24 protein-coding genes and 2 tRNA genes are annotated in these 21,829 nt (G+C 43.1%); all 26 read right to left on the reverse strand.

Annotated elements, in window-relative coordinates; all coding sequences use genetic code 11:
* Nucleotides 1-86: 86 nt before the first annotated feature.
* Nucleotides 87-158: transfer RNA gene (locus MOC09_RS19525), tRNA-Glu, on the reverse strand.
* A gap of 9 nt (nucleotides 159-167) precedes the next feature.
* Nucleotides 168-244 (reverse strand) — tRNA-Met (locus MOC09_RS19530).
* 167 nt (nucleotides 245-411) lie between these two features.
* Nucleotides 412-798, reverse strand: coding sequence for a S1 domain-containing RNA-binding protein (locus MOC09_RS19535; protein WP_268360620.1), 387 nt, complete (start codon nucleotides 796-798; stop codon nucleotides 412-414).
* Nucleotides 799-878: 80 nt separating this feature from the next.
* Complete coding sequence (gene divIC / locus MOC09_RS19540) at nucleotides 879-1,256, reverse strand: cell division protein DivIC (protein ID WP_268360619.1); 378 nt, start codon at nucleotides 1,254-1,256, stop codon at nucleotides 879-881.
* A gap of 17 nt (nucleotides 1,257-1,273) precedes the next feature.
* Entirely contained in the window at nucleotides 1,274-1,909 is a 636-nt protein-coding gene (gene yabQ / locus MOC09_RS19545; protein ID WP_268371628.1) for a spore cortex biosynthesis protein YabQ, read from the reverse strand.
* Nucleotides 1,906-2,208 carry a sporulation protein YabP gene (gene yabP / locus MOC09_RS19550; protein ID WP_003226714.1) on the reverse strand — a complete coding sequence of 101 codons (303 nt, stop codon included), beginning with the start codon at nucleotides 2,206-2,208 and terminating at the stop codon, nucleotides 1,906-1,908. Before yabP ends, yabQ begins: the two co-directional genes overlap by 4 nt.
* A 78-nt stretch (nucleotides 2,209-2,286) precedes the next feature.
* Nucleotides 2,287-2,547, reverse strand: coding sequence for an RNA-binding S4 domain-containing protein (locus tag MOC09_RS19555; RefSeq protein WP_268371630.1), 261 nt, complete (start codon nucleotides 2,545-2,547; stop codon nucleotides 2,287-2,289).
* Between the two features lie 2 nt (nucleotides 2,548-2,549).
* The gene (mazG, locus tag MOC09_RS19560) at nucleotides 2,550-4,019 is read right to left on the reverse strand and encodes a nucleoside triphosphate pyrophosphohydrolase (RefSeq protein ID WP_268371632.1); all 1,470 of its coding nucleotides are present in this window, start codon (nucleotides 4,017-4,019) and stop codon (nucleotides 2,550-2,552) included.
* Nucleotides 4,009-5,607 carry a polysaccharide biosynthesis protein gene (locus tag MOC09_RS19565; RefSeq protein WP_268360614.1) on the reverse strand — a complete coding sequence of 533 codons (1,599 nt, stop codon included), beginning with the start codon at nucleotides 5,605-5,607 and terminating at the stop codon, nucleotides 4,009-4,011. Before MOC09_RS19565 ends, mazG begins: the two co-directional genes overlap by 11 nt.
* Before the next feature lie 180 nt (nucleotides 5,608-5,787).
* The gene (gene spoVT, locus MOC09_RS19570) at nucleotides 5,788-6,324 is read right to left on the reverse strand and encodes a stage V sporulation protein T (RefSeq protein ID WP_003218365.1); all 537 of its coding nucleotides are present in this window, start codon (nucleotides 6,322-6,324) and stop codon (nucleotides 5,788-5,790) included.
* A 135-nt stretch (nucleotides 6,325-6,459) separates the two neighbouring features.
* Nucleotides 6,460-9,993 (reverse strand): transcription-repair coupling factor, encoded by a 3,534-nt coding sequence (mfd, locus tag MOC09_RS19575; RefSeq protein ID WP_268371634.1) that lies wholly within the window; start codon nucleotides 9,991-9,993, stop codon nucleotides 6,460-6,462.
* 69 nt (nucleotides 9,994-10,062) lie between these two features.
* Nucleotides 10,063-10,293 carry an anti-sigma-F factor Fin gene (gene fin / locus MOC09_RS19580; RefSeq protein WP_003243417.1) on the reverse strand — a complete coding sequence of 77 codons (231 nt, stop codon included), beginning with the start codon at nucleotides 10,291-10,293 and terminating at the stop codon, nucleotides 10,063-10,065.
* 59 nt (nucleotides 10,294-10,352) lie between these two features.
* Nucleotides 10,353-10,919: an aminoacyl-tRNA hydrolase gene (pth, locus tag MOC09_RS19585; RefSeq protein ID WP_268360611.1), complete on the reverse strand. Its 567-nt coding sequence runs from the start codon at nucleotides 10,917-10,919 to the stop codon at nucleotides 10,353-10,355.
* Between the two features lie 107 nt (nucleotides 10,920-11,026).
* Nucleotides 11,027-11,644, reverse strand: a complete 618-nt coding sequence (locus MOC09_RS19590; RefSeq protein ID WP_268360610.1) for a 50S ribosomal protein L25/general stress protein Ctc — start codon at nucleotides 11,642-11,644, stop codon at nucleotides 11,027-11,029.
* An 82-nt stretch (nucleotides 11,645-11,726) separates the two neighbouring features.
* Nucleotides 11,727-12,680: a ribose-phosphate diphosphokinase gene (locus tag MOC09_RS19595; protein ID WP_268360608.1), complete on the reverse strand. Its 954-nt coding sequence runs from the start codon at nucleotides 12,678-12,680 to the stop codon at nucleotides 11,727-11,729.
* Nucleotides 12,681-12,702: 22 nt separating this feature from the next.
* Nucleotides 12,703-14,073 (reverse strand): bifunctional UDP-N-acetylglucosamine diphosphorylase/glucosamine-1-phosphate N-acetyltransferase GlmU, encoded by a 1,371-nt coding sequence (gene glmU, locus MOC09_RS19600; protein ID WP_268360606.1) that lies wholly within the window; start codon nucleotides 14,071-14,073, stop codon nucleotides 12,703-12,705.
* Between the two features lie 192 nt (nucleotides 14,074-14,265).
* Nucleotides 14,266-14,559 (reverse strand): septation regulator SpoVG, encoded by a 294-nt coding sequence (spoVG, locus tag MOC09_RS19605; protein WP_003218346.1) that lies wholly within the window; start codon nucleotides 14,557-14,559, stop codon nucleotides 14,266-14,268.
* 194 nt (nucleotides 14,560-14,753) lie between these two features.
* Nucleotides 14,754-15,131: a 2-iminobutanoate/2-iminopropanoate deaminase gene (gene ridA, locus MOC09_RS19610; RefSeq protein WP_003226738.1), complete on the reverse strand. Its 378-nt coding sequence runs from the start codon at nucleotides 15,129-15,131 to the stop codon at nucleotides 14,754-14,756.
* The gene (gene purR, locus MOC09_RS19615) at nucleotides 15,128-15,985 is read right to left on the reverse strand and encodes a pur operon repressor (protein WP_003242134.1); all 858 of its coding nucleotides are present in this window, start codon (nucleotides 15,983-15,985) and stop codon (nucleotides 15,128-15,130) included. Before purR ends, ridA begins: the two co-directional genes overlap by 4 nt.
* A 55-nt stretch (nucleotides 15,986-16,040) precedes the next feature.
* On the reverse strand, nucleotides 16,041-16,910 hold the full coding sequence (gene ispE, locus MOC09_RS19620; RefSeq protein WP_268360647.1) for a 4-(cytidine 5'-diphospho)-2-C-methyl-D-erythritol kinase: 870 nt from the start codon (nucleotides 16,908-16,910) through the stop codon (nucleotides 16,041-16,043).
* Nucleotides 16,911-17,057: 147 nt separating this feature from the next.
* Nucleotides 17,058-17,243, reverse strand: coding sequence for a small, acid-soluble spore protein, alpha/beta type (locus MOC09_RS19625; protein ID WP_003218333.1), 186 nt, complete (start codon nucleotides 17,241-17,243; stop codon nucleotides 17,058-17,060).
* Between the two features lie 159 nt (nucleotides 17,244-17,402).
* A complete protein-coding gene (veg, locus tag MOC09_RS19630; protein WP_003218330.1) occupies nucleotides 17,403-17,663 on the reverse strand; it encodes a biofilm formation stimulator Veg in 261 nt (86 codons plus the stop codon).
* Nucleotides 17,664-17,872: 209 nt separating this feature from the next.
* A complete protein-coding gene (gene prtG / locus MOC09_RS19635) occupies nucleotides 17,873-18,745 on the reverse strand; it encodes a sporulation-specific protease PrtG (protein ID WP_268367110.1) in 873 nt (290 codons plus the stop codon).
* 161 nt (nucleotides 18,746-18,906) lie between these two features.
* Complete coding sequence (gene rsmA / locus MOC09_RS19640; RefSeq protein WP_268360603.1) at nucleotides 18,907-19,785, reverse strand: 16S rRNA (adenine(1518)-N(6)/adenine(1519)-N(6))-dimethyltransferase RsmA; 879 nt, start codon at nucleotides 19,783-19,785, stop codon at nucleotides 18,907-18,909.
* Nucleotides 19,778-20,338 (reverse strand): ribonuclease M5, encoded by a 561-nt coding sequence (gene rnmV, locus MOC09_RS19645; protein ID WP_268360602.1) that lies wholly within the window; start codon nucleotides 20,336-20,338, stop codon nucleotides 19,778-19,780. Before rnmV ends, rsmA begins: the two co-directional genes overlap by 8 nt.
* A 144-nt stretch (nucleotides 20,339-20,482) precedes the next feature.
* The gene (locus MOC09_RS19650; protein WP_268367111.1) at nucleotides 20,483-21,706 is read right to left on the reverse strand and encodes a ubiquitin-like domain-containing protein; all 1,224 of its coding nucleotides are present in this window, start codon (nucleotides 21,704-21,706) and stop codon (nucleotides 20,483-20,485) included.
* Nucleotides 21,707-21,829 lie beyond the last annotated feature (123 nt).

Below are 21,829 nucleotides of genomic sequence, written 5' to 3' on the forward strand. Positions count from 1 at the left end.
GATATTCGTTTATGATAAGAATTTCTGGAATGATGTCTAAAAATGAAAAAAATCGGCTTCTGCAAGAGAAACCGATTTTCTTAGGATGACCCGTACGGGATTCGAACCCGTGTTACCGCCGTGAAAGGGCGGTGTCTTAACCGCTTGACCAACGGGCCAAACAAATATGGTAGCGGCGGAGGGGATCGAACCCCCGACCTCACGGGTATGAACCGTACGCTCTAGCCAGCTGAGCTACACCGCCATATTGTTTTGTGCTTCTAAGCACAAGTTATATAATACAAAGGTTTGTCCTTTTCGTCAACAGAAACTTTAATGTTGTAATTTTCTGAATTCACCATGGTAGAGGATACTAAAAAAAGCATCCGTCGGGATGAACGGATGCTTCATTTATTTATAGAAAGCAGCAAGTTATCCTCTTCTTGCTCCGCGCCCTCCACGTTTTGATTCCGTATGGCGTTTTAAAGATGACAAGCGATCTTCGCTGTCTTTTAAAAACTTATTCATTTTCTGTTCAAAAGATTCTTTCGGACGGAAATCATTTCTAGGTCTGGCTTGCGGACGGTCTTTAGCTTTTTTAATAGATAAACCAATTTTCCCGTCTTTTTCAACGTTGATGACTTTCACTTCAACTTGGTCGCCGACTTTTAAGTGGTCATTAATGTCTTTGACATAATTATCTGCTACCTCACTGATGTGAACGAGACCGGTTGAGCCTCCAGGCAATTCAACAAATGCTCCAAAATTTGTAATACCTGTAATTTTCCCTTGCAACTTGCTGCCAACTTCAATCGACATAAAAAAAGTGCTCCTCCTTAGGCTTATAAAAAGATCGTTTGCTTAATTATACCTAAATAAAAATTTAAGTGTCAACAAGGCTACTTGCTCTTCTTCTCCACATTGAAGATAATTTCTCCGTCTCCAGACATGAATAAGTCCCTTCTGGCAAGCTCTGTGACGTAATCTTCATCCTTCAATTTGGATATTTCTTCTTTTAAATCCGCCTGTTTTGTCTTTAAACTCTTCAGTTCTTTTTCAAGCTGTTCTTTCTTTTCTTCTTTTGCACTAAGGGAAGATGTTTGGGACCATACAGAGCTTGCCAGCACAATTGCCGTCAGGAATACGAGGGCGCCAAAAACGGTTAACCGTCTGTACAGCCCTTTGCGTCTTCTTTTCTTCAGCTGATTTTGCCGCTCTACCTGTTCTTTATAGTCGTTTTGTATTTCAGCTATCGTTCGTTCCCTGGATAAATTCAAATCAGACGGTCCTCCTTTCACCTCTTCAAAAAACGTGTAATGGTCGTTCTTATGGTTATCAATAGTTTCTTCTTCTTTTTGAGAAATCCTGCACCTTTTTCAAAATAACGTCTAAAAGTTAGACGCATCTTTTCAGGAAGAAGTTTCAAACATTGTTTTGCGATAAAACGGATCGGAAAACACAGAACCATGATGATTTTATATAGACACAACAGGAGAAAAGCAATCAGGCGGTATGTTTTCTTTACTAAAAACGCTGCCAGCCAGATGATTACTCCGCATGTCCACACAATAGGATGAAATAACACGTGCTGAATGAGCTTTTTGAAGAATTGATAAACAGAAACAACAAGGTAAATGACGAATTTCAGTATTTTTATATAGATTCGTTTGCAAATGCTCTGATACGTCGCAACGCCCAACAGAACCGCTAAAAAGATGTACAGCCTGAATTCTCCCTCATTTACGTGGAGCAAGACATAAAAGAAAAGCAGCCCTTGTACAATCCAGAAAAGAATATCATGAATAAATAATAGCCATCTGGCTGTTTTGGCACGAATGACAAAGAGCCGGTATGTATCAAGTGACGCGCCAAGCCATAGACCCATACCGGACATCGCCAGCATTGTATAGAATTGTGTCGTCAGCGTCATTTAAACAACTTGCTAAAAAACCCTTTAGCTTTATCCCCTTGTTGTTCGTCTAAGTACACTAAATCAAATACCCTGCCTTTTATGGACACAATCCCTTTTTCTACATCTAGATTTTTCATCTGGAGGTTTTGGCCTCTGACTGAGAGCATTCCCATCACAGTTTCCAGCAGAAATTCTTCATTATCAAAGCTTTCCACATGCTTAACCCCAGAGATATCTAAATGCTTCCGGCCTTTCATTGTCACATCATGCTGTTCCGGAACAGACGAAGAACCTTTTTGATCATAATATGAATTCATCTATTCAGCCCCCATATCCTCGATACTTTTAGCATTATTACTGCATTGTATGAGGCGGGGGGTTTTTTTAGAACAAGCCTATTCGCCGAGTTTTTCTTCCTTTAGGATTGTATACATGTTTGCAGCTTCTTCTTTTTTCGTCGTGTCTTTCAACTCATTGACTTGCACCGTTACAAGCTTCTGGCCGAAGCGAACCGTTAGTTCATCTCCCGATTTGACGTCAGAGCTTGCTTTAGCCTGGTTTCCGTTAATAGAGATGCGGCCTTGGTCGGCTACTTCCTTTGCTAGTGTACGTCGTTTGATCAGCCGTGATACTTTCAAAAATTTATCTAGTCTCATATTTATGATCTCCTCTCAGTTTCTTTTGCTTCATTCCACAGTTTGTCCATGTCCTCAAGAGACATATCAGCCAGTTCGATTCCCTTTTCCTTCGCTGACGTCTCAATATATGAGAACCGTCTCCGGAATTTGTCATTGGTCATGGCCAGCGCTTCCTCCGGCTCTATTTTGTAGAAGCGGGCTACATTCACCAGCGCGAACAAAATGTCGCCAAACTCGGCTTTAAGATTGTGTTCGTGAGGAGCTTCAGAAACCTCAGAAGAAAATTCCTTCATTTCCTCACTTACCTTTTCCCAAATATCGCTGACGTCATCCCAGTCAAAACCGACCTTCGCTGCTTTTTTCTGCAGTTTAGCGGCTTTCGAAAGAGCTGGAAGAGTTTTCGGCACGCTGTCTAATAAGGATGATTCGGATGCGTTTTTTTCGGCTTTTTTTATGTCTTCCCAATTTGCCAAAACATCGTTTTCATCCTGAACCTTAACATCTTTAAACACATGGGGATGTCTTCGGACCATTTTTTCACTGATTCCTTTTATGACATCATCAATTGTGAAATAACCTTCATCTTCACCAATTTGCGCGTGAAGTAAGACCTGAAGCAAAACGTCGCCAAGCTCTTCAATCATATGATCTGTGTCTTCTTCGTCAATTGCTTCGAGAAGTTCATAACATTCTTCAATCATGTACTGTTTTAATGACTGATGCGTCTGCTTTTTATCCCACGGACATCCATTAGGCCCTCGAAGCTCTTTGATAATGCTTCGGAACGTGGAGAATTCGTGATAAAGCAGCTTCTCTTCTTTAATCGGCGGAACATACACACTTGTTAAGTTATTCAAGGCGACATTGCGGTCCAGCTCAAATAAAGGCACTCTCAGAATCTCCTCGTCACGGCTTCCTGCTGCAGTCACAATCACAACCTCATAATCATCAGGCAGCTTCTCCATCAATGTCAGCTTGACTTCAGAAGCCGTCATTTGGTCGTAAACCTGACAAATGATCAAGTGGTGTCTGAGTTCAAGCTCATCCGCGGACAATGTGCCGGCATCCACAAACTGAAAGCCTTCAATCGGGTCGATTTGCAAGGCATTAAATGTGGCATCAAGAAAGCTTTGTCCTCCCGCGACTTTTACTTGAACATTTTTCTCTTCCTGCCGCTCCGTCAGCAGCTGTACTGTTTTTTCCGCGACAAAAGGGTGTCCTGGTACAGCATAAACCACGTCCTCATGCTGCGCCTCTTCAAAGAGGATATCGGCAATTTCTTCATATACTGCGTCAAACTGGTCGTGCTTCTCATATATATCATCAAAAAAACGGATGTTCTTCGTTTCTTTCTCAAGCTCCTGAATTAAAGGATGATCCTTGGTTCTGACGTACAGCGTATCAGCTTTTGTCAGCAGCTTATGTATACCAATTGTCAATTGGTCCATATCCCCGGCACCCAGTCCGACGACTGTAATTTTACCCGCCATTTTGTTCTCTCCTTCTCATGATTTTGCTTAACTTGCTGCCAAAAGGCACACTGTTCAGCTCTTCATCTGTAAATATTCCCAATTTCATCATACAATAAATAAACACCGCGCCACCAATGGCAACAGCAGAAAGACTTTCAATTGCGGCTGCTCCTCTTCCTGCTTCAGGAAACAGGAAAGCCCAGAGACGCATATACGCAAATAAGACAGCCGACATCAAAAGAGCACATCCAATGATCGGAATTACAACAGCTCTGAGCTTATCAAGCCATTTCTTTTGTCGAAGCTGATACAGGTTAAGCCCGGCGACAGCTGCAAAGGATGCCGCTGTTGCAAGCGATGCACCTTCAATCCCATAGCGCGGAACAAGAAGAGTGTTTAATACCCATTTCACTGCAATACCTGCCCCCACCGCGATCGCAGGAAAAACTGTATAGCCCGCTCCTTGCAAAACTGCAGCAGCCGTGACGGCCAAGGATGCAAACAAAATGGAGCAGCTGAATACTTGTAACGCAGCTGTCCCTTCACTATTTTGAAACAGCATGATATTGACCGGCTCAAGGATGCAAATCAATCCAGCCGACGCGCCTGTACCCAGGACAAGACATAGTTTTAAAGAAGACGTGACTTTTTCTTTCATGATCTTAAGCTCTTTGTTCTTTACAGCCTTAGAAATATACGGAACAAGTGACGTCGCAATGCTCACTGCGAAAACCGAACCAAGCTGCAGCAATGGCTGCCCCCGATCATAAATCCCTTTTAGGCGTTTCGCTTCTTCGCTTGCCTCACCGCCCGAAAGCAAAGCATATAAATTCAAAGCATCGACGAGCTGGATAAACAAAAGCAGCAAACTGCTCACACAAATGGTAACCGAATATAAAAGCAGTTTTTTTATCAGTACGCTTGTTGTGATGACATGTTCTTTTTGCCTATCTGTTTGATTGTCTCTCTTTGCTTTGAACCAAAAAAATCCGAGTAGGATCAACGCAATGAAACTTCCGGCAAGAGAACCGGAAGCGGCTGCCGCTCCCGCAGTATAAAGCGAAGCTCCCTTTTTGACGAGCCAAAATGATAAGCCAAGGAGCACCGCAACCCGCAGAAGCTGTTCTGTTATCAGTGATACGGCTGACGGGAGCATATCGTGCCGCCCTTGGAAACCGCCTCTAAGCAACGCGACAAACGGGAACAGCAGAAATGCAAACGCAGTCACTTGAATTAACAAGGCGAGATGTGAGTCTCCCATAAAAAGCGCGATGGGAACAGCACCCATATATAAGCAAAGAAATAATAAAACACCGATAAAAGACAGAAACAACGCTGATATTTTTAATATGGTACGGTGGCTTTTTTCACTATAATCATTCATCAGTTTCGAAATAATAACCGGAAATCCTGATGTGGACAGCATGACCGCAATACCAAGAAAGGGGTACACCTGCTGATATATATAAAATCCAACATCGCCGACAATGTTTTGGAACGGGACTCTGTAAACAGCGCTTAATACTTTTGAGATGATGCCTGCCAGAATTAAAACAACAGCCCCCTGCCAAATCCAATGCCGTTTGACGCCTATTGAATCATCCATCCAAAAGCTCCTTCCCAACATCAGAGCAATACGGTTCACGTATTACCGCGGAACAAATAAAAACGAGGTTATTATAACATATCCCAACCCTTGGAATCCTTTTTGGGCATGCACGAAAAAAGAACAGCGTCCCAAGGAGAGCTGTTCTTTTCTTGCCTATTTCGATAAAAGGAATAAGACCTACTGTTCCATTTGACGCGCTAAAAATCCAGCTGCTGTCTCAACAGCTTTATGCTCTACCTCGCCCATTGTCTGATCCTTTGAAAAAATGACCACGGCGCCTATCGGATCGCCATTCGCCACAATTGGGCCCACAGTATAAGAATTCATATCCTCATCTATGCCATTCACAAGCTGTACTGATTTCGCATCACTCTCAAGCACGGAACTGCGCTGATCCATTGTTCTTTCCAGCATTTCGCTAATTGATTTGTTTAAGTAGTCTTTTTTCGAGCTGCCAGACACGGCAATATATACATCACGGTCACAAATCAGGACTGAATGTCCGAGACTGTCGTAAAGCGCATCCGCATACTCCTTTGCAAAGTCTCCAAGCTCACTGATCGGAGAGTATTTTTTCAAAATCACTTCTCCGTCACGATCTACAAAAATCTCAAGCGGATCGCCTTCCCTGATTCTCAGAGTTCTGCGAATTTCTTTAGGAATTACGACCCGACCTAAGTCATCAATACGACGTACGATACCGGTTGCTTTCATCTCTGGTGCCTCTCTTTCATTTGATGGTATATAGATGTGGGAAAGACCTAAAGCAGCTACTTTATGTACCTTCCGCCTCGCTTGAAATTAGTATCCATCACATCAAATGTAATATACACCAGAGAGTAACAAAATTTACGTTGATGAAATGGTTTGCTTTTTCACATCTTTTAGGCCCTTCAGCATGCCCAGCACGGTTTCGAGCCATTCATCAGCACTCCGGCCTTTCGTTTGTATGGAGATTTTGAGTTTTTTGCCTTCCATTCCCAGTCCGATTTGTCTGCCGTATTTATTGCCGAGCTCGAACAGCTTCTGGCCGTCAATTTCAGCACTTGCTTCTTCAGAAATCGTCAATCTGACGGCATCTTTATCCTGCTTAATCAGCTCAACACGTTCATGTTTCGCATAAACCTTCATCTCTGCAACAGTAAACAAGTATTCGACTTCTTTTGGATAGTTTCCAAACCGGTCGATCATTTCATCCTGAAGTTCATTCTTCTCTTCGATTGTTGCCACAGACCTGAAGCGCTTATACATGTCAATTTTCTGTTTGCCGTCTTGAATATAGGTTTCAGGAATATACGCATCAAGCTCGACATCAATCTCGGTTTCAAACTGCTCCGTCTTCGCTGTGTCTCCTTTACGCTCCTCAATGGCCTCCTTCAGCATTTGTGAATAGAGGTCAAACCCAACCGAATCGATGAAGCCGTGCTGTTGGGCACCAAGAAGATTCCCGGCTCCGCGAATCGTTAAGTCACGCATGGCAATCTTAAAACCGGAACCAAGCTCTGTGAATTCCTTAATAGCCTGCAGCCTTTTTTCAGCCACTTCTGTCAGGACTTTATCCCGGCGATACGTAAAGTACGCATACGCCACACGGTTAGAACGGCCGACACGTCCCCTTAGCTGATAAAGCTGGGAAAGCCCCATCTTGTCAGCGTCAAATACGATCAGGGTATTGACGTTCGGGATGTCTACGCCTGTTTCAATAATCGTTGTGCTGACGAGAACATCTGCCTCTCCTTCTAGAAAACTTAGCATAACGGTTTCTAATTCATTTTCTGTCATCTTCCCATGTGCATATGCTACCTTCGCGTCAGGGACAAGCATTGAGATTTCATCCGCTTTCCGCTCGATATCCTCTACCCGGTTGTACAAGAAATAGACCTGGCCACCGCGCGCAAGCTCACGTTCAATCGCCTCTCTGACAAGGGCTCCGTTGTATTCCACAACATACGTCTGTACGGGGAAGCGGTTTTCCGGCGGCGTCTCAATGACAGAAAGATCCCTTACGCCAAGCATAGACATATGCAGCGTACGCGGAATTGGCGTCGCTGTTAATGTTAATACATCAACATTGGCTTTGATCTGCTTGATTTTTTCTTTATGGGTGACACCGAAACGCTGCTCTTCATCAATGATGAGAAGCCCTAAGTCTTTATACACGACATCTTTTGATAGCAGCCGATGCGTCCCGATGACGATATCAACAGTCCCGTTTTTCAACCCTTTGATTGTTTCGTTCGCTTCTTTTCTCGTTCTAAATCTGCTGAGCAGGCCGATATTAATCGGATAGTCCTGGAAGCGCTCTTTAATGGTTTCATAGTGCTGCTGTGCCAATATTGTTGTCGGTACGAGCAGAGCTACCTGCTTCCCGTCACCGATTGCCTTAAACGCGGCACGTATCGCAACCTCTGTTTTACCGTAGCCTACATCTCCGCACAGCAAGCGGTCCATCGGACGTTCTCTTTCCATGTCCTTTTTGATTTCGTGAATCGAACGGAGCTGATCTTCAGTCTCTTGGTAAGGGAACGCTGATTCAAATTCACGCTGCATTTCATGGTCAGGAGAAAACGCATAGCCCTTGCTCGCTTCCCTTTCGGCATAGAGCTTAATTAAGTCATCAGCAATATCCTGAACGGATGTCTCTACTTTTTTCTTAACCCGTTTCCATTCGCTTCCGCCTAATTTATACAGCTTCGGCTCTTTTCCTTCGGAGCCGACATATTTTTGCACCTGGTCAATTTGATCTACAGGGACGTAAAGCTTATCGCTTCCCTGATAATGAATGTTTAAATAATCTTTGTGGATTCCATTGATTTCAAGAGTTTCAATCCCCAAGTACTTTCCGATCCCGTGATTAATGTGCACGACATAATCACCGATTTGAAGCTCAGAATAGCTCTTGATGCGCTCCGCATTGGTAAGCTTCTGTTTTCTAGGTTTCTTTTTCACACGGTTTTTGAACAGTTCTTCTTCCGTAATAACAGCAAGCTTCATTAACGGCAGCTCAAACCCCGATTGGAGCTCACCTTCCATGATATAGACCTGTCCCTGAACAAGCGCTTTTTTGCTGTCTGTCACAGCCGCTTCGATATCATAATCAGCCAGAACAGATGATAATTTCTGTGTGCGTTCCTTGTTAGCTCCTAAGAATACAACGGTGAAATTTGACTTTTTAAAGCGCTCCATTTCACCCGCGAGTACGTTCATTTGGCCATGAAAACTCTGCATTTGCCTGCTGGACACATTGACGATATTTTGCGGACTTGTATGCTGTACGTGCCGCAAAAACAATGAATAATACAGCAGAGGCCGTTTTTGTTCAGCCACTATTTTTTGGAAGTTAAATGACAAACTGATGTCATGCAAAATCTTCCCTTCCTCGAGAAGGTTTGTTATGAACTCCGCTTCTTCTTTCTGAAGCTGGTCTTCCATCTCATGAATCCGGCTGACCTCATCCAAAATCAGAAGTGTGTTATCAGGTGTATAATCTAGCAAACTAGCAGGCTTTTCATAGAAATATGAGAGATACTTCACCAGTTCCTGATCTGTCTGGCCTTCAGACAAGCGCTCTTTGTCGTGAGAAATATTCGAATGAAGAATTTCTTTTTGTTTGTCGAGCTTTAATTTTTTCAAGCTTTCGGCAAGACCCTTATCGATTTTCTCTATCGCCCGCGCTTTTTCTTCAGGTCTGATAATCAACTCCTTCGCAGGACCGATATGAATAGAGGTAAGTGTCTCAATTGACCGCTGATCATCTGAGTTAAAGCTGCGGATTGAATCTACTTCGGTGTCAAAAAGTTCAATTCTCACCGGATTGTCTGAAGTTAGCGGGTAAATGTCAATGATTCCTCCGCGAATACTGAATTCCCCGGGTGCTGAAACCATATCAGACCGCTCATATCCTACCTCTACCAGCCGTGATGCAAGCTGATCAGGCTCGATATCATGGCCCACTTGAATAAGCATTTGGCTGTTTTTCCACACCTCTACAGGCGGCAGCATTCTTCTGATTGCAGCTACAGGAGCAACGACAATTGGCGCTTCTCCATTCGTTAATCTATTAATGACATCTAATCGCTGCGCCCGCAATTCAGGGCTTGCGACTGCAATTTCTGATGAAATGAGTTCATTGACGGGGTACAAAAGGACAGACCGATCCTCTAAAAGTGAAGTCAGATCATCCGTTACTTTCTGGGCTTGGTATAAGTTATGGGTGATTAGAAAGATAGGCTTATTCGTTTCGTTAGCCAGGGCAGAAGTAAAAACAGAACGCGCGGAACCCGACAGACCCGCGAGCAGCTGTTCCTTCAGCCCCTCGTGTAAACCGTTGATGATGGATTTAAAGTCATCGCTTTCTTTGATATAGGTTTGAATGTTGTCCATATGGCCCCTCCTCTCTGTTTCCTGTGAGAACAGAAAAACGCTTTGGTCTAGTGTCTACACCAAAGCTTTTTATTGAATAAATGTGTGATATTCGTGGTAATGCGGATTTCGGTCAAGCGCCTCTTGGCAATCTTCACATATTGTCAAAACATGGACATCTCCATTTTCTTTATAAGAAATCATATCGTTTCTTTCCTCATTTGTTAAGTGCTGAAATCCAAGTGAGTCTGTCGATACCATGGAAGATTCGAGACTGCCTACTTTCACTCCGCAATGACGACAATAATAATGCAAAGCCATACAAGGGACCTCCTGATGAAAAAGTCATTTTGGTGTAGTATGGACTTTGTTGTTTTATTTTATACCTTTGCGTTAAATTCGTTCATGACTTCTAAAAACGGTTTACTCAGAGAAGCCTCACAAGCCTTCACAGATTTATCGACCGCTTCATCAATTGAAGGCGCCTCTTCCTTAGTAAAGGAGCCTAACACATAATCAACGACCTTCATGCCGTTTACAGGCCGGCCGATTCCGATGCGGATACGGTCAAACTCGGATGTTCCAAGATGCTGGATCAGTGATTTGATGCCATTGTGCCCCCCGGCGCTTCCTTTTGTTCTTAAACGGATCTTGCCAGTCGGAAGATCGAGATCGTCATAAATGACTGTCAAATCCTCGTTATCGACATCATAATAGTCCATTAAAGGCCGCAAACATTCTCCTGATAAATTCATATATGTAAGCGGTTTAACAAGTAGAACCTTTTTGCCGGAAACAAATCCCGTTCCGTATAATCCGTTAAATTTATTTTGATTCAGCTCAATATTCCATTCCTTCGCGAGCTGATCTATCACCATAAATCCGACATTATGCCGTGTATTTTCATAGTTCTTCCCCGGGTTCCCGAGACCGGCAATCACAAGCATGGCGAATCCTCCCTTAGTCACTTAAACTCCCGGCTTCATAAGCGGGCTATAATTCTTCTCATTCTAGCACAAAAGACGTAACCGCGGGAGGGTTACGCCTTAAGCTATTATTGTTCTTTGTTTTCACCTTCAGGCTGAGCGTCGGCAGATTCCTCTTCATCGATCTCAGCTGCTTCCTGCTGCTGCGGAGGAAGGATAGAAGCCACGACCTCGTCTGATTCATGATGAAAGGAGTAGTCACCACCAGCAGGCAAATCCGCAATCGTCAGTACTTCATTCACATCGAGATTTGAAATATCAGCCTCAATGGTTTGCGGAATGGCTTTTGGCTTAGCCTTTACAGTAAGTGCATACAGCGGCTGCTGCAATACGCCTCCGTTTTTCACTCCAATGGCTTCTCCGGTCAGATGAATCGGGACTTCCACCTCAATGTCTTCACTCATATTGACGACTTGAAAGTCAGCATGAGTGATTTCATTTTTCAGCGGGTCCGTTTGCAGGTCTGTTACCATGACAGAATGTTTTTCTCCGCTGACATCCAGTGTGATGACTGTATTTTTGCCTTCGTCTCTCAGCGTTTTGATCAGCTCCACACTGTCTAATGATATAGGTTTATTTCCCGTGTCTTTCCCATATATGATACCTGGAACATGTCCTGAAGTACGGATATTCCGAAGAGATGAACGCGTAAAGTCCGTTCTTTCTTTTGCCGTTAAAGTTGCCATATTCAGCACCATCCTATTATCGTTTTATTGTCCTATTACAAACAATACCCATAACGATAAGGATTTAAACCTTCAAATCGGTTTAGCTGAACAGATAGCTGACGGATTGCTGCTCATGAACGCGAATAATTGCCTCAGCCAGAAGCGGTCCGACTGAAAGCTGCTTGAACCGTTCAATTTTCTTTTCTTCAGGAAGCTTGATGCTGTTTGTCACCACAAGCTCTTTAATTGTTGAATTATTAATCCGCTCAACAGCAGGGCCTGATAGTACAGGGTGTGTACAGCATGCATATACTTCTTTCGCTCCGTTTTCAACGAGCGCATTAGCAGCAAGGGTAATCGTACCTGCAGTATCAATAATGTCATCGATGAGGATAGCAGTCTTCCCTTCGATGTTACCTACAATATTCATGACTTCCGCCACGTTCGGACGCGGACGGCGTTTGTCGATGATCGCAATCGGCGCTTTTAGTCGGTCAGCCAGTTTGCGGGCGCGTGTCACACCGCCATGGTCTGGTGAAACAATGACGATATCTTCAAGGTTTTTGCCTTCAAAATATTCTCCTAAAATCGGAACACCCATTAAGTGGTCAATCGGTATATCAAAGAATCCTTGAATTTGCGGCGCATGCAGATCAAGTGCAATCACACGAGTCGCACCAGCTGTTTCAAGCAGGTTAGCGAAAAGTTTTGCTGTAATTGGCTCACGGGATCTTGCCTTTCTGTCTTGACGCGCATAACCGTAATAAGGAATAACAATGTTAATCGTTTTTGCAGAAGCGCGTTTTAACGCATCTACCATAATCAGCAGTTCCATAATATGCTCGTTAACGGGGTCACTTGTAGACTGGATGATATAACAATCACATCCGCGAATACTTTCTTCGATATTAATCTGGACTTCCCCGTCACTAAATCTTGTGACAGAACATTTCCCTAATTGAACTCCAACTATATCTGCGATTTCTTTTGCAAGCTCTGGATTCGAATTCAAAGAAAAAATCTTTAAATTCTCATCTCCGTATTGATTAGACATGGATAAACCTCCGAATTTAGGATTATTTTTTATGAATATTTTTCACATAATCATCTTTATTTACTTGTCTCGCTCTGGCAATAGCAAGCGCTTTTCCAGGTACATCTTCTGTAACAGTTGAACCTGCCGCCACATAAGCGCCTTCTCCGACTGTAACAGGGGCAACCAAGTTAGAGTTGCAGCCGATAAACGCGCCGTCTTCAATTTTCGTCAAATATTTATTCTTTCCGTCATAATTGACAGTTATTGAACCGCACCCCAAGTTTACATCTGTACCTACCTCAGCATCACCGATATAGCTTAAATGAGAAGCTTTACTTCGGTCTCCGAAATGAGTCTTTTTGATTTCAACAAAATTCCCGATCTTCACTTCATTCCCGATGACAGAATCAGGTCTGATGTGAGCAAAAGGTCCTATGTTTACATCATTCCCCACTTTACTGTGATTGACTACCGATTGTTTAATGACTGTCCGGCTGCCAATTGAACTATTCATAATCTCCGTATGAGGGCCGATAATCGTATCTTCTCCGATTTGCACCTCACCTTTAATCACAGTTCCAGGATAAATCACAGTGTCGCTTCCGATAACAGCTTCAGGAGAAATATACGTGTTCATCGGGTCAATCAGCGTTACGCCATTTTGCATATGCCGTTTATTAATGCGCTCTTTCATAAATTGTTCTGCCTGAGAAAGAGCAACTCTATCATTAACTCCGAGCGTTTCTTGGAAATTACCAGTCTGGTAAGCGGCAACAGTTTCGCCTTCGTTTTTAAGAATCTCTATGACGTCCGGCAAATAATACTCGCCTTGAGCATTGTCATTAGACACCTGATCAATGGCCCGGAATAACGCTTCATTATCAAAACAATACGTACCGGTATTGATCTCAGTTACAAGACGTTCTTCTTCAGAGGCGTCCTTATGCTCAACGATTTTTTGAACCGCTCCGTTTTCGCCGCGAATAATGCGGCCGTATCCGGTTGGATCTTCTGCAACCGCAGTTAAAATCGTAGCTTTCGCTTCTCTTTGTGTATGTTCTTTCAGCATCTGTTCCATTGTCTCTGCTGTTAAAAGCGGCGTATCTCCGCAAATAACAATCGTGACGCCTTTTTCGTCAGCAAGAAATGGCTGTGCCTGTTTTACAGCATGAGCAGTGCCAAGCTGTTCTGCTTGAAGCGCGTACTCGCTTTTATCACCAAGCTGCTTTTTCACTTCTTCCGCACCATGTCCGACAATCGTGACAAGCTTCGATAAAGATAACTTTAAGGCTTCGTCCACGACGTGCTCTACCATAGGCTTACCGCAAACTGGATGAAGGACTTTATAAAGCTTCGATTTCATTCTCGTTCCTTGTCCAGCCGCTAAAACAACTGCAAACCGCTTATCCATTTATTGGCCTCCAATATCCCTTTTATCCATAGAAAAATATATCCTAAATATCTTCTGATTTCAAGGAGACTTCATGAAGTGCAAGAATTTTCTATTGAGTACAATTAAGTTTGAAAAATCAGAATTAAAAAAGGACTGCCGGAAAAAGGCTTTTGTCAGCCCTTACAGCAGTCCTTGCTTTTTGGTTATTTTTTAAGAAGCTCCAGCTTCTTCGAATTCTAATGCTTCAGTGTCACCCAGACGATGATACTCATTTAACACGGCATCTTGAATCTTTCCTCGCGTGCTTGAATTAATAGGATGAGCAATATCGCGGAACTCTCCATCAGGGGTGCGTTTACTCGGCATCGCAACGAAAAGACCATTGTTTCCATCAATCACACGAATATCATGTACAACAAATTCGTGATCCAGCGTGATGGATGCAATCGCTCTCATGCGACCATCGGTATTCACGCGGCGTAATCTTACGTCAGTAACTTCCACAGTAGTTCACCACCTTTTCCCTATATAAAAGCATTAGTGTATCAATTCCACGATTTTTTCTGAAATCCTGCTCGTTTTTAAAATATTTTTTGAAAAAATAGGATATAGTTACACAATTAGGTCATAACGCTTTTAATCCGGGCATAAGGTAAATAAAAAAGTGATTCCAAGCTTACCCAGAATCACTTTTCTTATTATTTTACCAATGCAATTACTTCAATCTCAACCAGCGCGTCCTTCGGAAGTCTCGCAACTTCCACGCAAGATCTCGCCGGTTTGTGAGTGTCAAAATATTGTCCGTACACTTCGTTTACTTCCGCAAACTGTTCCATATCCGCGATAAATACAGTCGCTTTTACAACTGTTTCAAAAGAAGCGCCTGCTTCTTCCAGCACCGCTTTTAAATTGCTGAATACTTGATGAGTCTGCTCCTTAATATCACCGTTCACCATTTCGCCTGAAGGAGTTAACGGGATTTGGCCAGAGCTGTAAAACATATTGTTTACGATAATCCCTTGTGAGTATGGCCCGATTGCCGCTGGGGCGTGTTTTGTGTGGACTGCTTTTGTCATGATTCTGTCTCTCCATTCTTTAAAAGATTGTCTTTAAAAAAACGCAGAAAATTGCCATTCTGAATTTCAATGGACTTCTCTTTCATGTTGATGGTTGAAAGAGTAAGAAGTGACATATATTCATCAACAAGACGTTCATCTACTCCCTCGGCTTCAACCAAGACGCCGATCCCCGCCACATTTGCGTTAAACTCATCCAACAGGTTAATCATACCATTGATTGTACCGCCTGCTTTCATAAAGTCATCGATAATGAGTACGTTTGAACCCGTTTTCATGCTTCTTTTCGCAAGTGACATCGTTTGGATGCGGTTGGAGGAGCCTGAGACGTAATTAATGCTGACTGTGGAGCCCTCGGTTACCTTGTTGTCTTTGCGAACGATGACGACAGGCACATTCAGATAGCTCGCAGCTGCGTACGCCAGAGGGATGCCTTTCGTGGCAACGGTCATGACAACATCAATTTCGCGATCTGCAAACACAGAAGCAAACAGCTTCCCTACCTTGGAGAGTACAGATGGCTTTCCTAAGATATCCGTTAAATATACATAACCGCCCGGAAGGATACGCTCAGGATTTGCCAGCGACTGTCCAAGTGTCTGCACAAACTCTTCTGCTTCAGCCTGCTTCATTTTCGGAATATATTTGACGCCTCCGGCAGCTCCGGGAACAGTAAGCAAAGTACCAATTCCCTGCTGTTCAAAGGTTTGCTTAATAATTGTTAAATCTTCACTGATCGATGATTTTGCAGATTCATACCGCTCAGAAAAAAAGGTTAGCGGTATTAACTCGTGCGGATGGGTTAACAAGTAATTTGTTAAGTCCACCAATCTGCCGCTGCGACGAAACTTCATGAACTTACCCCCAAAATCCGAATATTTTAAGAACAATATAACTTAACATACGGATTTAATCAAGAGCGTTCTGTTCGCCGATCATTCTCACCGCATAAACTTGATCGCAGAAGCCTCTTAACCCGTTATAAATTCTTTGCACCTTCGATTCATACTGAACCAATCCAAACACTGTCGGGCCGCTCCCGCTCATTAACACGGCATCTGCGCCAAATCGTTTCATCTGGTTTTTGATCATTGCGACTTCAGGATGCATATCAAGCGTTACAGATTCAAGCACATTGCCTAAACGGCTGCACATCTTTTGAAAACTCTTTTCTTCTATAGCCTCAATCATACCATGTACATCTGGATGCTCTACCTCATCTAGCTTCAGCTGTCTGTACACCTCAGCAGTTGATACACCGATTGTCGGCTTCGCTAGAATGACCCAGCAATGCGGAGGCGTGCTGATGTGTTTAATCTGCTCGCCGCGTCCTGTTGCTAGTGCAGTCCCACCATAGACACAAAATGAAACGTCAGAGCCAATTTCCGCTCCAAGCTCAGCAAGCGTTTCTGCAGAAAGATTTAAATTCCACAGTCTGTTCAGCCCTCTGAGCGTCGCCGCCGCATCACTGCTTCCGCCGGCAAGACCGGCAGCCACCGGAATCACCTTCGTAATCATGATGGAAACTCCCTTTTTCACGTTGTATCTGTCTTTGATCAGCTTGGCAGCCTGATAAGCTAAGTTTCTTTGGTCGTCAGGCACAAAACGGTTGTGGGAGGAAACCCTCACTTCATCCTCTGCCAGCTCCGTCAATTCAATCCGATCCGCTAAGTCAATCGTCGTCATAATCATTTCAACTTCATGATAGCCATCCGGGCGTTTTCGGGTTACGTCAAGTGACAGATTGATCTTCGCTGGCGCTTTTTCTAAAATACGCATAGCTTTCACCTACTTCTCCATCTAAACATAAGTATGAACATTGTATCACATTTGAAGTACAGGATGAACATATCCATATTTCAGACCATTATGTATTTATATCCAACACAAATAACCGGGGAACGGCATGTCCCCCGGGTCACATCCTTATCGGTTATTCTGATTCTGAGCCATTTGCTGTTCGGCGATTTCAATAGCGCGCTTTACCATATTACCGGCATCACGGGCCCGAATTTCGCCCCAGCCCCCATTTTTGACTGTGTCATAAAAACCAAGGTCTTTAGCCAGCTCATATTTAAACTCATCTGACATAACTCCACGACGTCTGCCCAAACGAAACAACCCCTTTTTTAGAAGTGATAGCCATTCGTGCACGTCACGATAATATGTGACCGTTTTATCTTTTGTTAAATCAGATGGAACTTTCATTAAAATTATTGGAAACCAAAAAAGGGCAAAACAAAAAGCAGTAAACAAAAGGTTCACTGCCCATTAAAATGCCACTGAGCTTGCGGCGTCATCATTAAATGTCAGCTCAACAGTCTCAGTCAAAATATCAGCATAACTGTATGAAACTCTTTCAAACGAGTTCTCGTCTTGATCTAGTTGTATCACAAAAACAGAAGGGTACGTCTCAGCTAAAATGCCCGAACGCTCAATCGTTTTTCGGCGGCCACCGTTTGCTTTTAACGTCAGCCTTTTACCTAAATTCCCATCAAGCGATCTTTTAATATCGGACAACGTCTTCGCCATTGCATCCACCTCACTACATTTATTGTACAACACGAGCCCATTTTTGTCAAATAAAATTTAAATTATATCAACGTTAATAAGACGTTGTCAATAAAATTATTTTGACAAAATTCTATGATTCCTCAATTATTTTCCGCAAGTTTCGGTAAATTATGTATCCTTATGTAAAATAAAAAACCCGCATAGATCCCTATGCAGGTTTTCATCTGTTAATTGGACTTATAAGGCATTCCAATTCTCAGCACTCCTCTTGTTTCAATACCTCCAAGCCCTTTCTCTCTTGTCAGCGTATTACGGAGCACTTCCCATACATTGATTCGTTCCATAAACGGTGTGAAACTGATTTTCGCGACGATATATACCGGATCAAGCGCATGAATATTTACTCTTGATGGTGAACTCGCAAAATTTGCCCCCGCTTTTATGAGCGATTCAAAATGGGATTGGCACGCCCCCGCAAAAATAACAAGCTGATCTAAGTGAGGGATCTTTTTTCGGGCGTTCTGAACTGTTTCAACAAAGTGCTTTGAATGTCTATACGCGTTCAAATCATCAATGCTGCCCTTTTGCTTTGAGTACGCATCATGCCCTGTTATGACCAGGATGTCAGGTCGATATTTGTCGAGCAATTCTTCTATAGAAGCAGACATCTTCTTTTCATGGCAATGGATGCCGTATACTGGCACTCCAATTTTTTTATAGACATTCAGGCATTTTTTCAGATACGCTTCATCACCGTCCAGATGAAGCACCTTGCCCGGCATGTGAAAATAATGCTCCTGATGCTGATATTGGCTTGTCGCATAGTACTCCTGCTTTTCTCTGAGCAGCTTATAATCCTGGCGGAGCAATTCGAGCGATTCATTCATTCTGCTCTCATCTTTCTTTTTCCGCATCATCTGCTCATCTTTTTTTACTGCGACCAGATCAGAAAAATCCGAATCAGCAATCAGCCTGACTTCATCACCATGCAAAATGGCGATTGAATTCCCTTTGCTTGTTTGCTCTATTCCTATAATGCGAAACAAAACATCCATTTGATAGGATTTTCTGGCTACCATATCCCCTATTTGAAATTGCACGTTCCTCACTCCACACATAGACTAAGCCTCATCATGAAAGAAAGAGCCTTGAGAAAGCGCCTTTTTTCGCTGAGTCCAAGTTTTTCTTATCATTGAATTTAAAGGTCCTTCTCTAGCCTATGTAGCGGCAGTCCATGTGGTGCGCAAAACAAAAAGCCCTTTTAGAAAAGGGCTTTATACAATCCGTTAGACAGCGCCGCGAACTCCTCAATAGACAGGGATTCACCTCGGCGCCTGCCGTCAATATTCGTTTCTTCCAGCACTTGCTCAATCGTTGATTTTTGCATTTTTCCTTCAGGCAGGTTGTTGACTAAGTTATTGAGCAGCGTTTTACGGCGCTGAGCAAAGCTCGCCTTGATTAACTGAAAGAAAAAGGCTTCGTTTTCCACATCAACTGCCGGGCCGTCACGCAGAATCAGCCGAATAACTGCAGAATCGACATTAGGCTGAGGAACAAATACGGTTTTCGGAACGGTCATTACCGTTTTGGCTTCTGTATAAAATTGCACCGCGATAGAAAGTGAACCGTATTCCTTGGATGAAGGGTCTGCCGCCATGCGATCTGCCACTTCTTTTTGCAGCATGACCACAATTCCTTTCAGCGGAAGATGCTCTTCAAGCAATTTCATGATAATCGGCGTTGTCACATAATAAGGAAGATTGGCTACAACCATGATCTCATCACAGCCTTGGAATTGTTCTTCAATAACTGATTTGACATCAGCCTTTAATACGTCCTGATGAATAACAGTCACATTGTCGTAAGGGGACAGTGTATCTTTCAGGATCGGCAATAATCGCTGGTCAATCTCAAATGCCACAACCTTTTTCGCCCGCTTGGCAAGCTGTTCGGTCAACGCCCCGATTCCCGGGCCAATTTCAATAACACCGGTATTTTCCGTCACTTCCGCGTGGTCGACAATTCTGTCTAAAATGTTTGTATCAATTAAGAAATTCTGTCCTAAGCTCTTTTTAAAAGAAAAACCGTATTTTTTCAGTATCTCTTTCGTTCTTATCGGTGTCGCAATATCTTTATTCATTCTGTTCCTCCCGCAAAACGGTATCGAGCGCACTCATAAAATCACCTTTTTTAATTTGAAACATTTGAAGCCGTTTTTGAAGCTGTTTGCCATTGGTATAGCCGATTTTCAACAGATCCCCCAACCGTTCGCGGCGCCGTTTGGCCGCAGATCCGCCAATCAATCCGGCATGAATCAGATCCTCAGCTGAAATGTCACTGGGCTGCGCTTCCATCTCTTCGTGCACGTTTTCTAAACATGCTCTAATGCTTTCAATCGATGCGTGCTCCACACCGATTCCCCGCTTGTTTTTAGGTTTGGCAAGATGCTTTGGCAAAAATGCATGCTTACAGCCGGGTACAGCCTCTGAAATGGTTTTGCGGATCTTCTCTCCCGGGAAGTCCGGATCCGTTAAAATGATGACGCCTCTGGTCTTCTGGGCCAAGCGGATTTGGTCAATCACATGATCATCGATGGCTGAACCATTTGTTTCAATTGTGTCTGCATCAACAGCCAATTTGATGCGGGCCGTGTCATCACGCCCCTCGACCACAATGATCTCTTTTATTTTCATTATTTCCTCCAAGACAAAATAAAAACTTTTGTATATTCATGAAACTTTTTCTTATATCGAGCGTCTAATAAGCAGAAAATACACTTTGTCTATTATAACGAAAAAAACAGAGGGCGCAAAACCCTCTGAATACATAAGTATATATTAATTTAAGATTTTAATTTTGACTGTTTTATTTCCCCATCGGTAAGCCGATGATTTCTCTGGGAAAAAGACATCTATTTTGTTCCCTTTAATCGCTGAACCCGTATCTGCAGCAATAGCATATCCATAGCCTTCAACGTGGACTTTGGAGCCTAGCGGAATGACATTGGGATCCACAGCGATGACCTTGGCATTCGGATTATTTTTTAAATTGACGCCTGTCGCAGTGTGTCCAGAACAACCGCTGCAGCTTGCCGTATAAGCCGTAGATGATACAGTCATGACCTTGCCTGTTGATTCATTGCTGCGGGACACAACTGTTTTTGAATCACCGGAAGCACTGACCTTTTCAACCTTTGGACTGCTTTGCTTTGTGCCGACAGCAATCACTTTGTCTTTGCTTTGTTCAGCTGTTTCTTCTTTAATAAGCTCTCTAGACACTTCTTTGCCGTTTTCTTTTACGACTTCGAAATGTTTTTTAAGCTTGCCTTCTTTTCCTTTTTGGACGACCTTTTCTTTCCCTTTTTCAAGAGAAGCGTCTTCTTGCTTTTTCACATCGAACGCGATTTTCTCTTCAACTACATCGGTGACCTTTTCGATACGAGTAATTGTTATATCAGCCTTTCCTTTTGTCAGCTTTGCATCTAACGCAGGCTTGATTTTATCTTCGTCTTTTATGCTCATCTTTTGCTGTTTTAAAAAGTCAGCGACCGTAGTCGAAGTCGTCCAGATCTTCTTTTGTTTTCCTCCATCATTCACAGTAACCTGGAATGCGGGCTGTATGTTAATCTTCATGTCTTTCGAAATATCTGTATCTATTGCAGGATCAATTTGATCGTGTTCTTTCACATCAACATCTTGTTCGTCCAGTAATGCACCGACCGTTTTTGCTGTTGACCATAATGTCTTTTCTTCCCCGTTTATAGTAAGCTTCACAGGTTTTGCAGCCTCATACACAACGTCCATATCTGCTGTTATCTTTGTCTGTTTAGCAGGTGTGATCTTGTCTTCGTCTCTTGTCTTTATATCAAGCGTCTCTAAAAGATCACCGACTGTACTTGCATGTGTGCGTATATGTTTCTTTTTGCCATTGATAGAAATTGAGACTGATTGTTTCGTCAGCTCATGAGCTGCGTACGCAGTCCCGCTTCCTGCCAAAAGCAAACAAGCAGCAACCAGAATGACTTTGCTTTTGCTAAGCTTTACGGAAAACAGCTTTTTCATTTTTTGTGTGATGAAAAACGCCTCCTTCTCCTCGGAGAGATTATATAGAGTATCTAAAAGGCTGTCAACCCTCCCTTCTCTTTCTCCTAAAAGCTCAGTGTCTTCTTCATTATCCTGAAATAC

This window comes from Bacillus sp. N12A5 (assembly GCF_026790125.1).
In the GTDB taxonomy this organism is placed as follows: domain Bacteria; phylum Bacillota; class Bacilli; order Bacillales; family Bacillaceae; genus Bacillus.

What these genes read in the sequence shown, in the direction of transcription:
- rsmA (WP_268360603.1), bottom strand. Translation starts at nt 19,785, where the DNA reads ATGAATAAAGATATTGCGACACCGATAAGAACGAAAGAGATACTGAAA.
- MOC09_RS19650 (WP_268367111.1), bottom strand. Translation starts at nt 21,706, where the DNA reads ATGAAAAAGCTGTTTTCCGTAAAGCTTAGCAAAAGCAAAGTCATTCTG.
- spoVT (WP_003218365.1), bottom strand. Translation starts at nt 6,324, where the DNA reads ATGAAAGCAACCGGTATCGTACGTCGTATTGATGACTTAGGTCGGGTC.
- MOC09_RS19535 (WP_268360620.1), bottom strand. Translation starts at nt 798, where the DNA reads ATGTCGATTGAAGTTGGCAGCAAGTTGCAAGGGAAAATTACAGGTATT.
- rnmV (WP_268360602.1), bottom strand. Translation starts at nt 20,338, where the DNA reads ATGAAAATAAAAGAGATCATTGTGGTCGAGGGGCGTGATGACACGGCC.
- ispE (WP_268360647.1), bottom strand. Translation starts at nt 16,910, where the DNA reads ATGCGTATTTTAGAAAAAGCGCCAGCGAAGATCAATCTGTCACTTGAC.
- MOC09_RS19595 (WP_268360608.1), bottom strand. Translation starts at nt 12,680, where the DNA reads ATGTCTAATCAATACGGAGATGAGAATTTAAAGATTTTTTCTTTGAAT.
- mazG (WP_268371632.1), bottom strand. Translation starts at nt 4,019, where the DNA reads ATGGCGGGTAAAATTACAGTCGTCGGACTGGGTGCCGGGGATATGGAC.
- yabP (WP_003226714.1), bottom strand. Translation starts at nt 2,208, where the DNA reads ATGAATTCATATTATGATCAAAAAGGTTCTTCGTCTGTTCCGGAACAG.
- fin (WP_003243417.1), bottom strand. Translation starts at nt 10,293, where the DNA reads ATGGCTTTGCATTATTATTGTCGTCATTGCGGAGTGAAAGTAGGCAGT.
- veg (WP_003218330.1), bottom strand. Translation starts at nt 17,663, where the DNA reads ATGGCGAAGACGTTGTCCGATATTAAAAGATCGCTTGATGGGAATTTA.
- pth (WP_268360611.1), bottom strand. Translation starts at nt 10,919, where the DNA reads ATGCTTGTGATTGCCGGTCTCGGGAACCCGGGGAAGAACTATGAAAAT.
- MOC09_RS19590 (WP_268360610.1), bottom strand. Translation starts at nt 11,644, where the DNA reads ATGGCAACTTTAACGGCAAAAGAAAGAACGGACTTTACGCGTTCATCT.
- purR (WP_003242134.1), bottom strand. Translation starts at nt 15,985, where the DNA reads ATGAAGTTTCGTCGCAGCGGCAGATTGGTGGACTTAACAAATTACTTG.
- MOC09_RS19555 (WP_268371630.1), bottom strand. Translation starts at nt 2,547, where the DNA reads ATGAGACTAGATAAATTTTTGAAAGTATCACGGCTGATCAAACGACGT.
- mfd (WP_268371634.1), bottom strand. Translation starts at nt 9,993, where the DNA reads ATGGACAACATTCAAACCTATATCAAAGAAAGCGATGACTTTAAATCC.
- yabQ (WP_268371628.1), bottom strand. Translation starts at nt 1,909, where the DNA reads ATGACGCTGACGACACAATTCTATACAATGCTGGCGATGTCCGGTATG.
- MOC09_RS19565 (WP_268360614.1), bottom strand. Translation starts at nt 5,607, where the DNA reads ATGGATGATTCAATAGGCGTCAAACGGCATTGGATTTGGCAGGGGGCT.
- glmU (WP_268360606.1), bottom strand. Translation starts at nt 14,073, where the DNA reads ATGGATAAGCGGTTTGCAGTTGTTTTAGCGGCTGGACAAGGAACGAGA.
- ridA (WP_003226738.1), bottom strand. Translation starts at nt 15,131, where the DNA reads ATGACAAAAGCAGTCCACACAAAACACGCCCCAGCGGCAATCGGGCCA.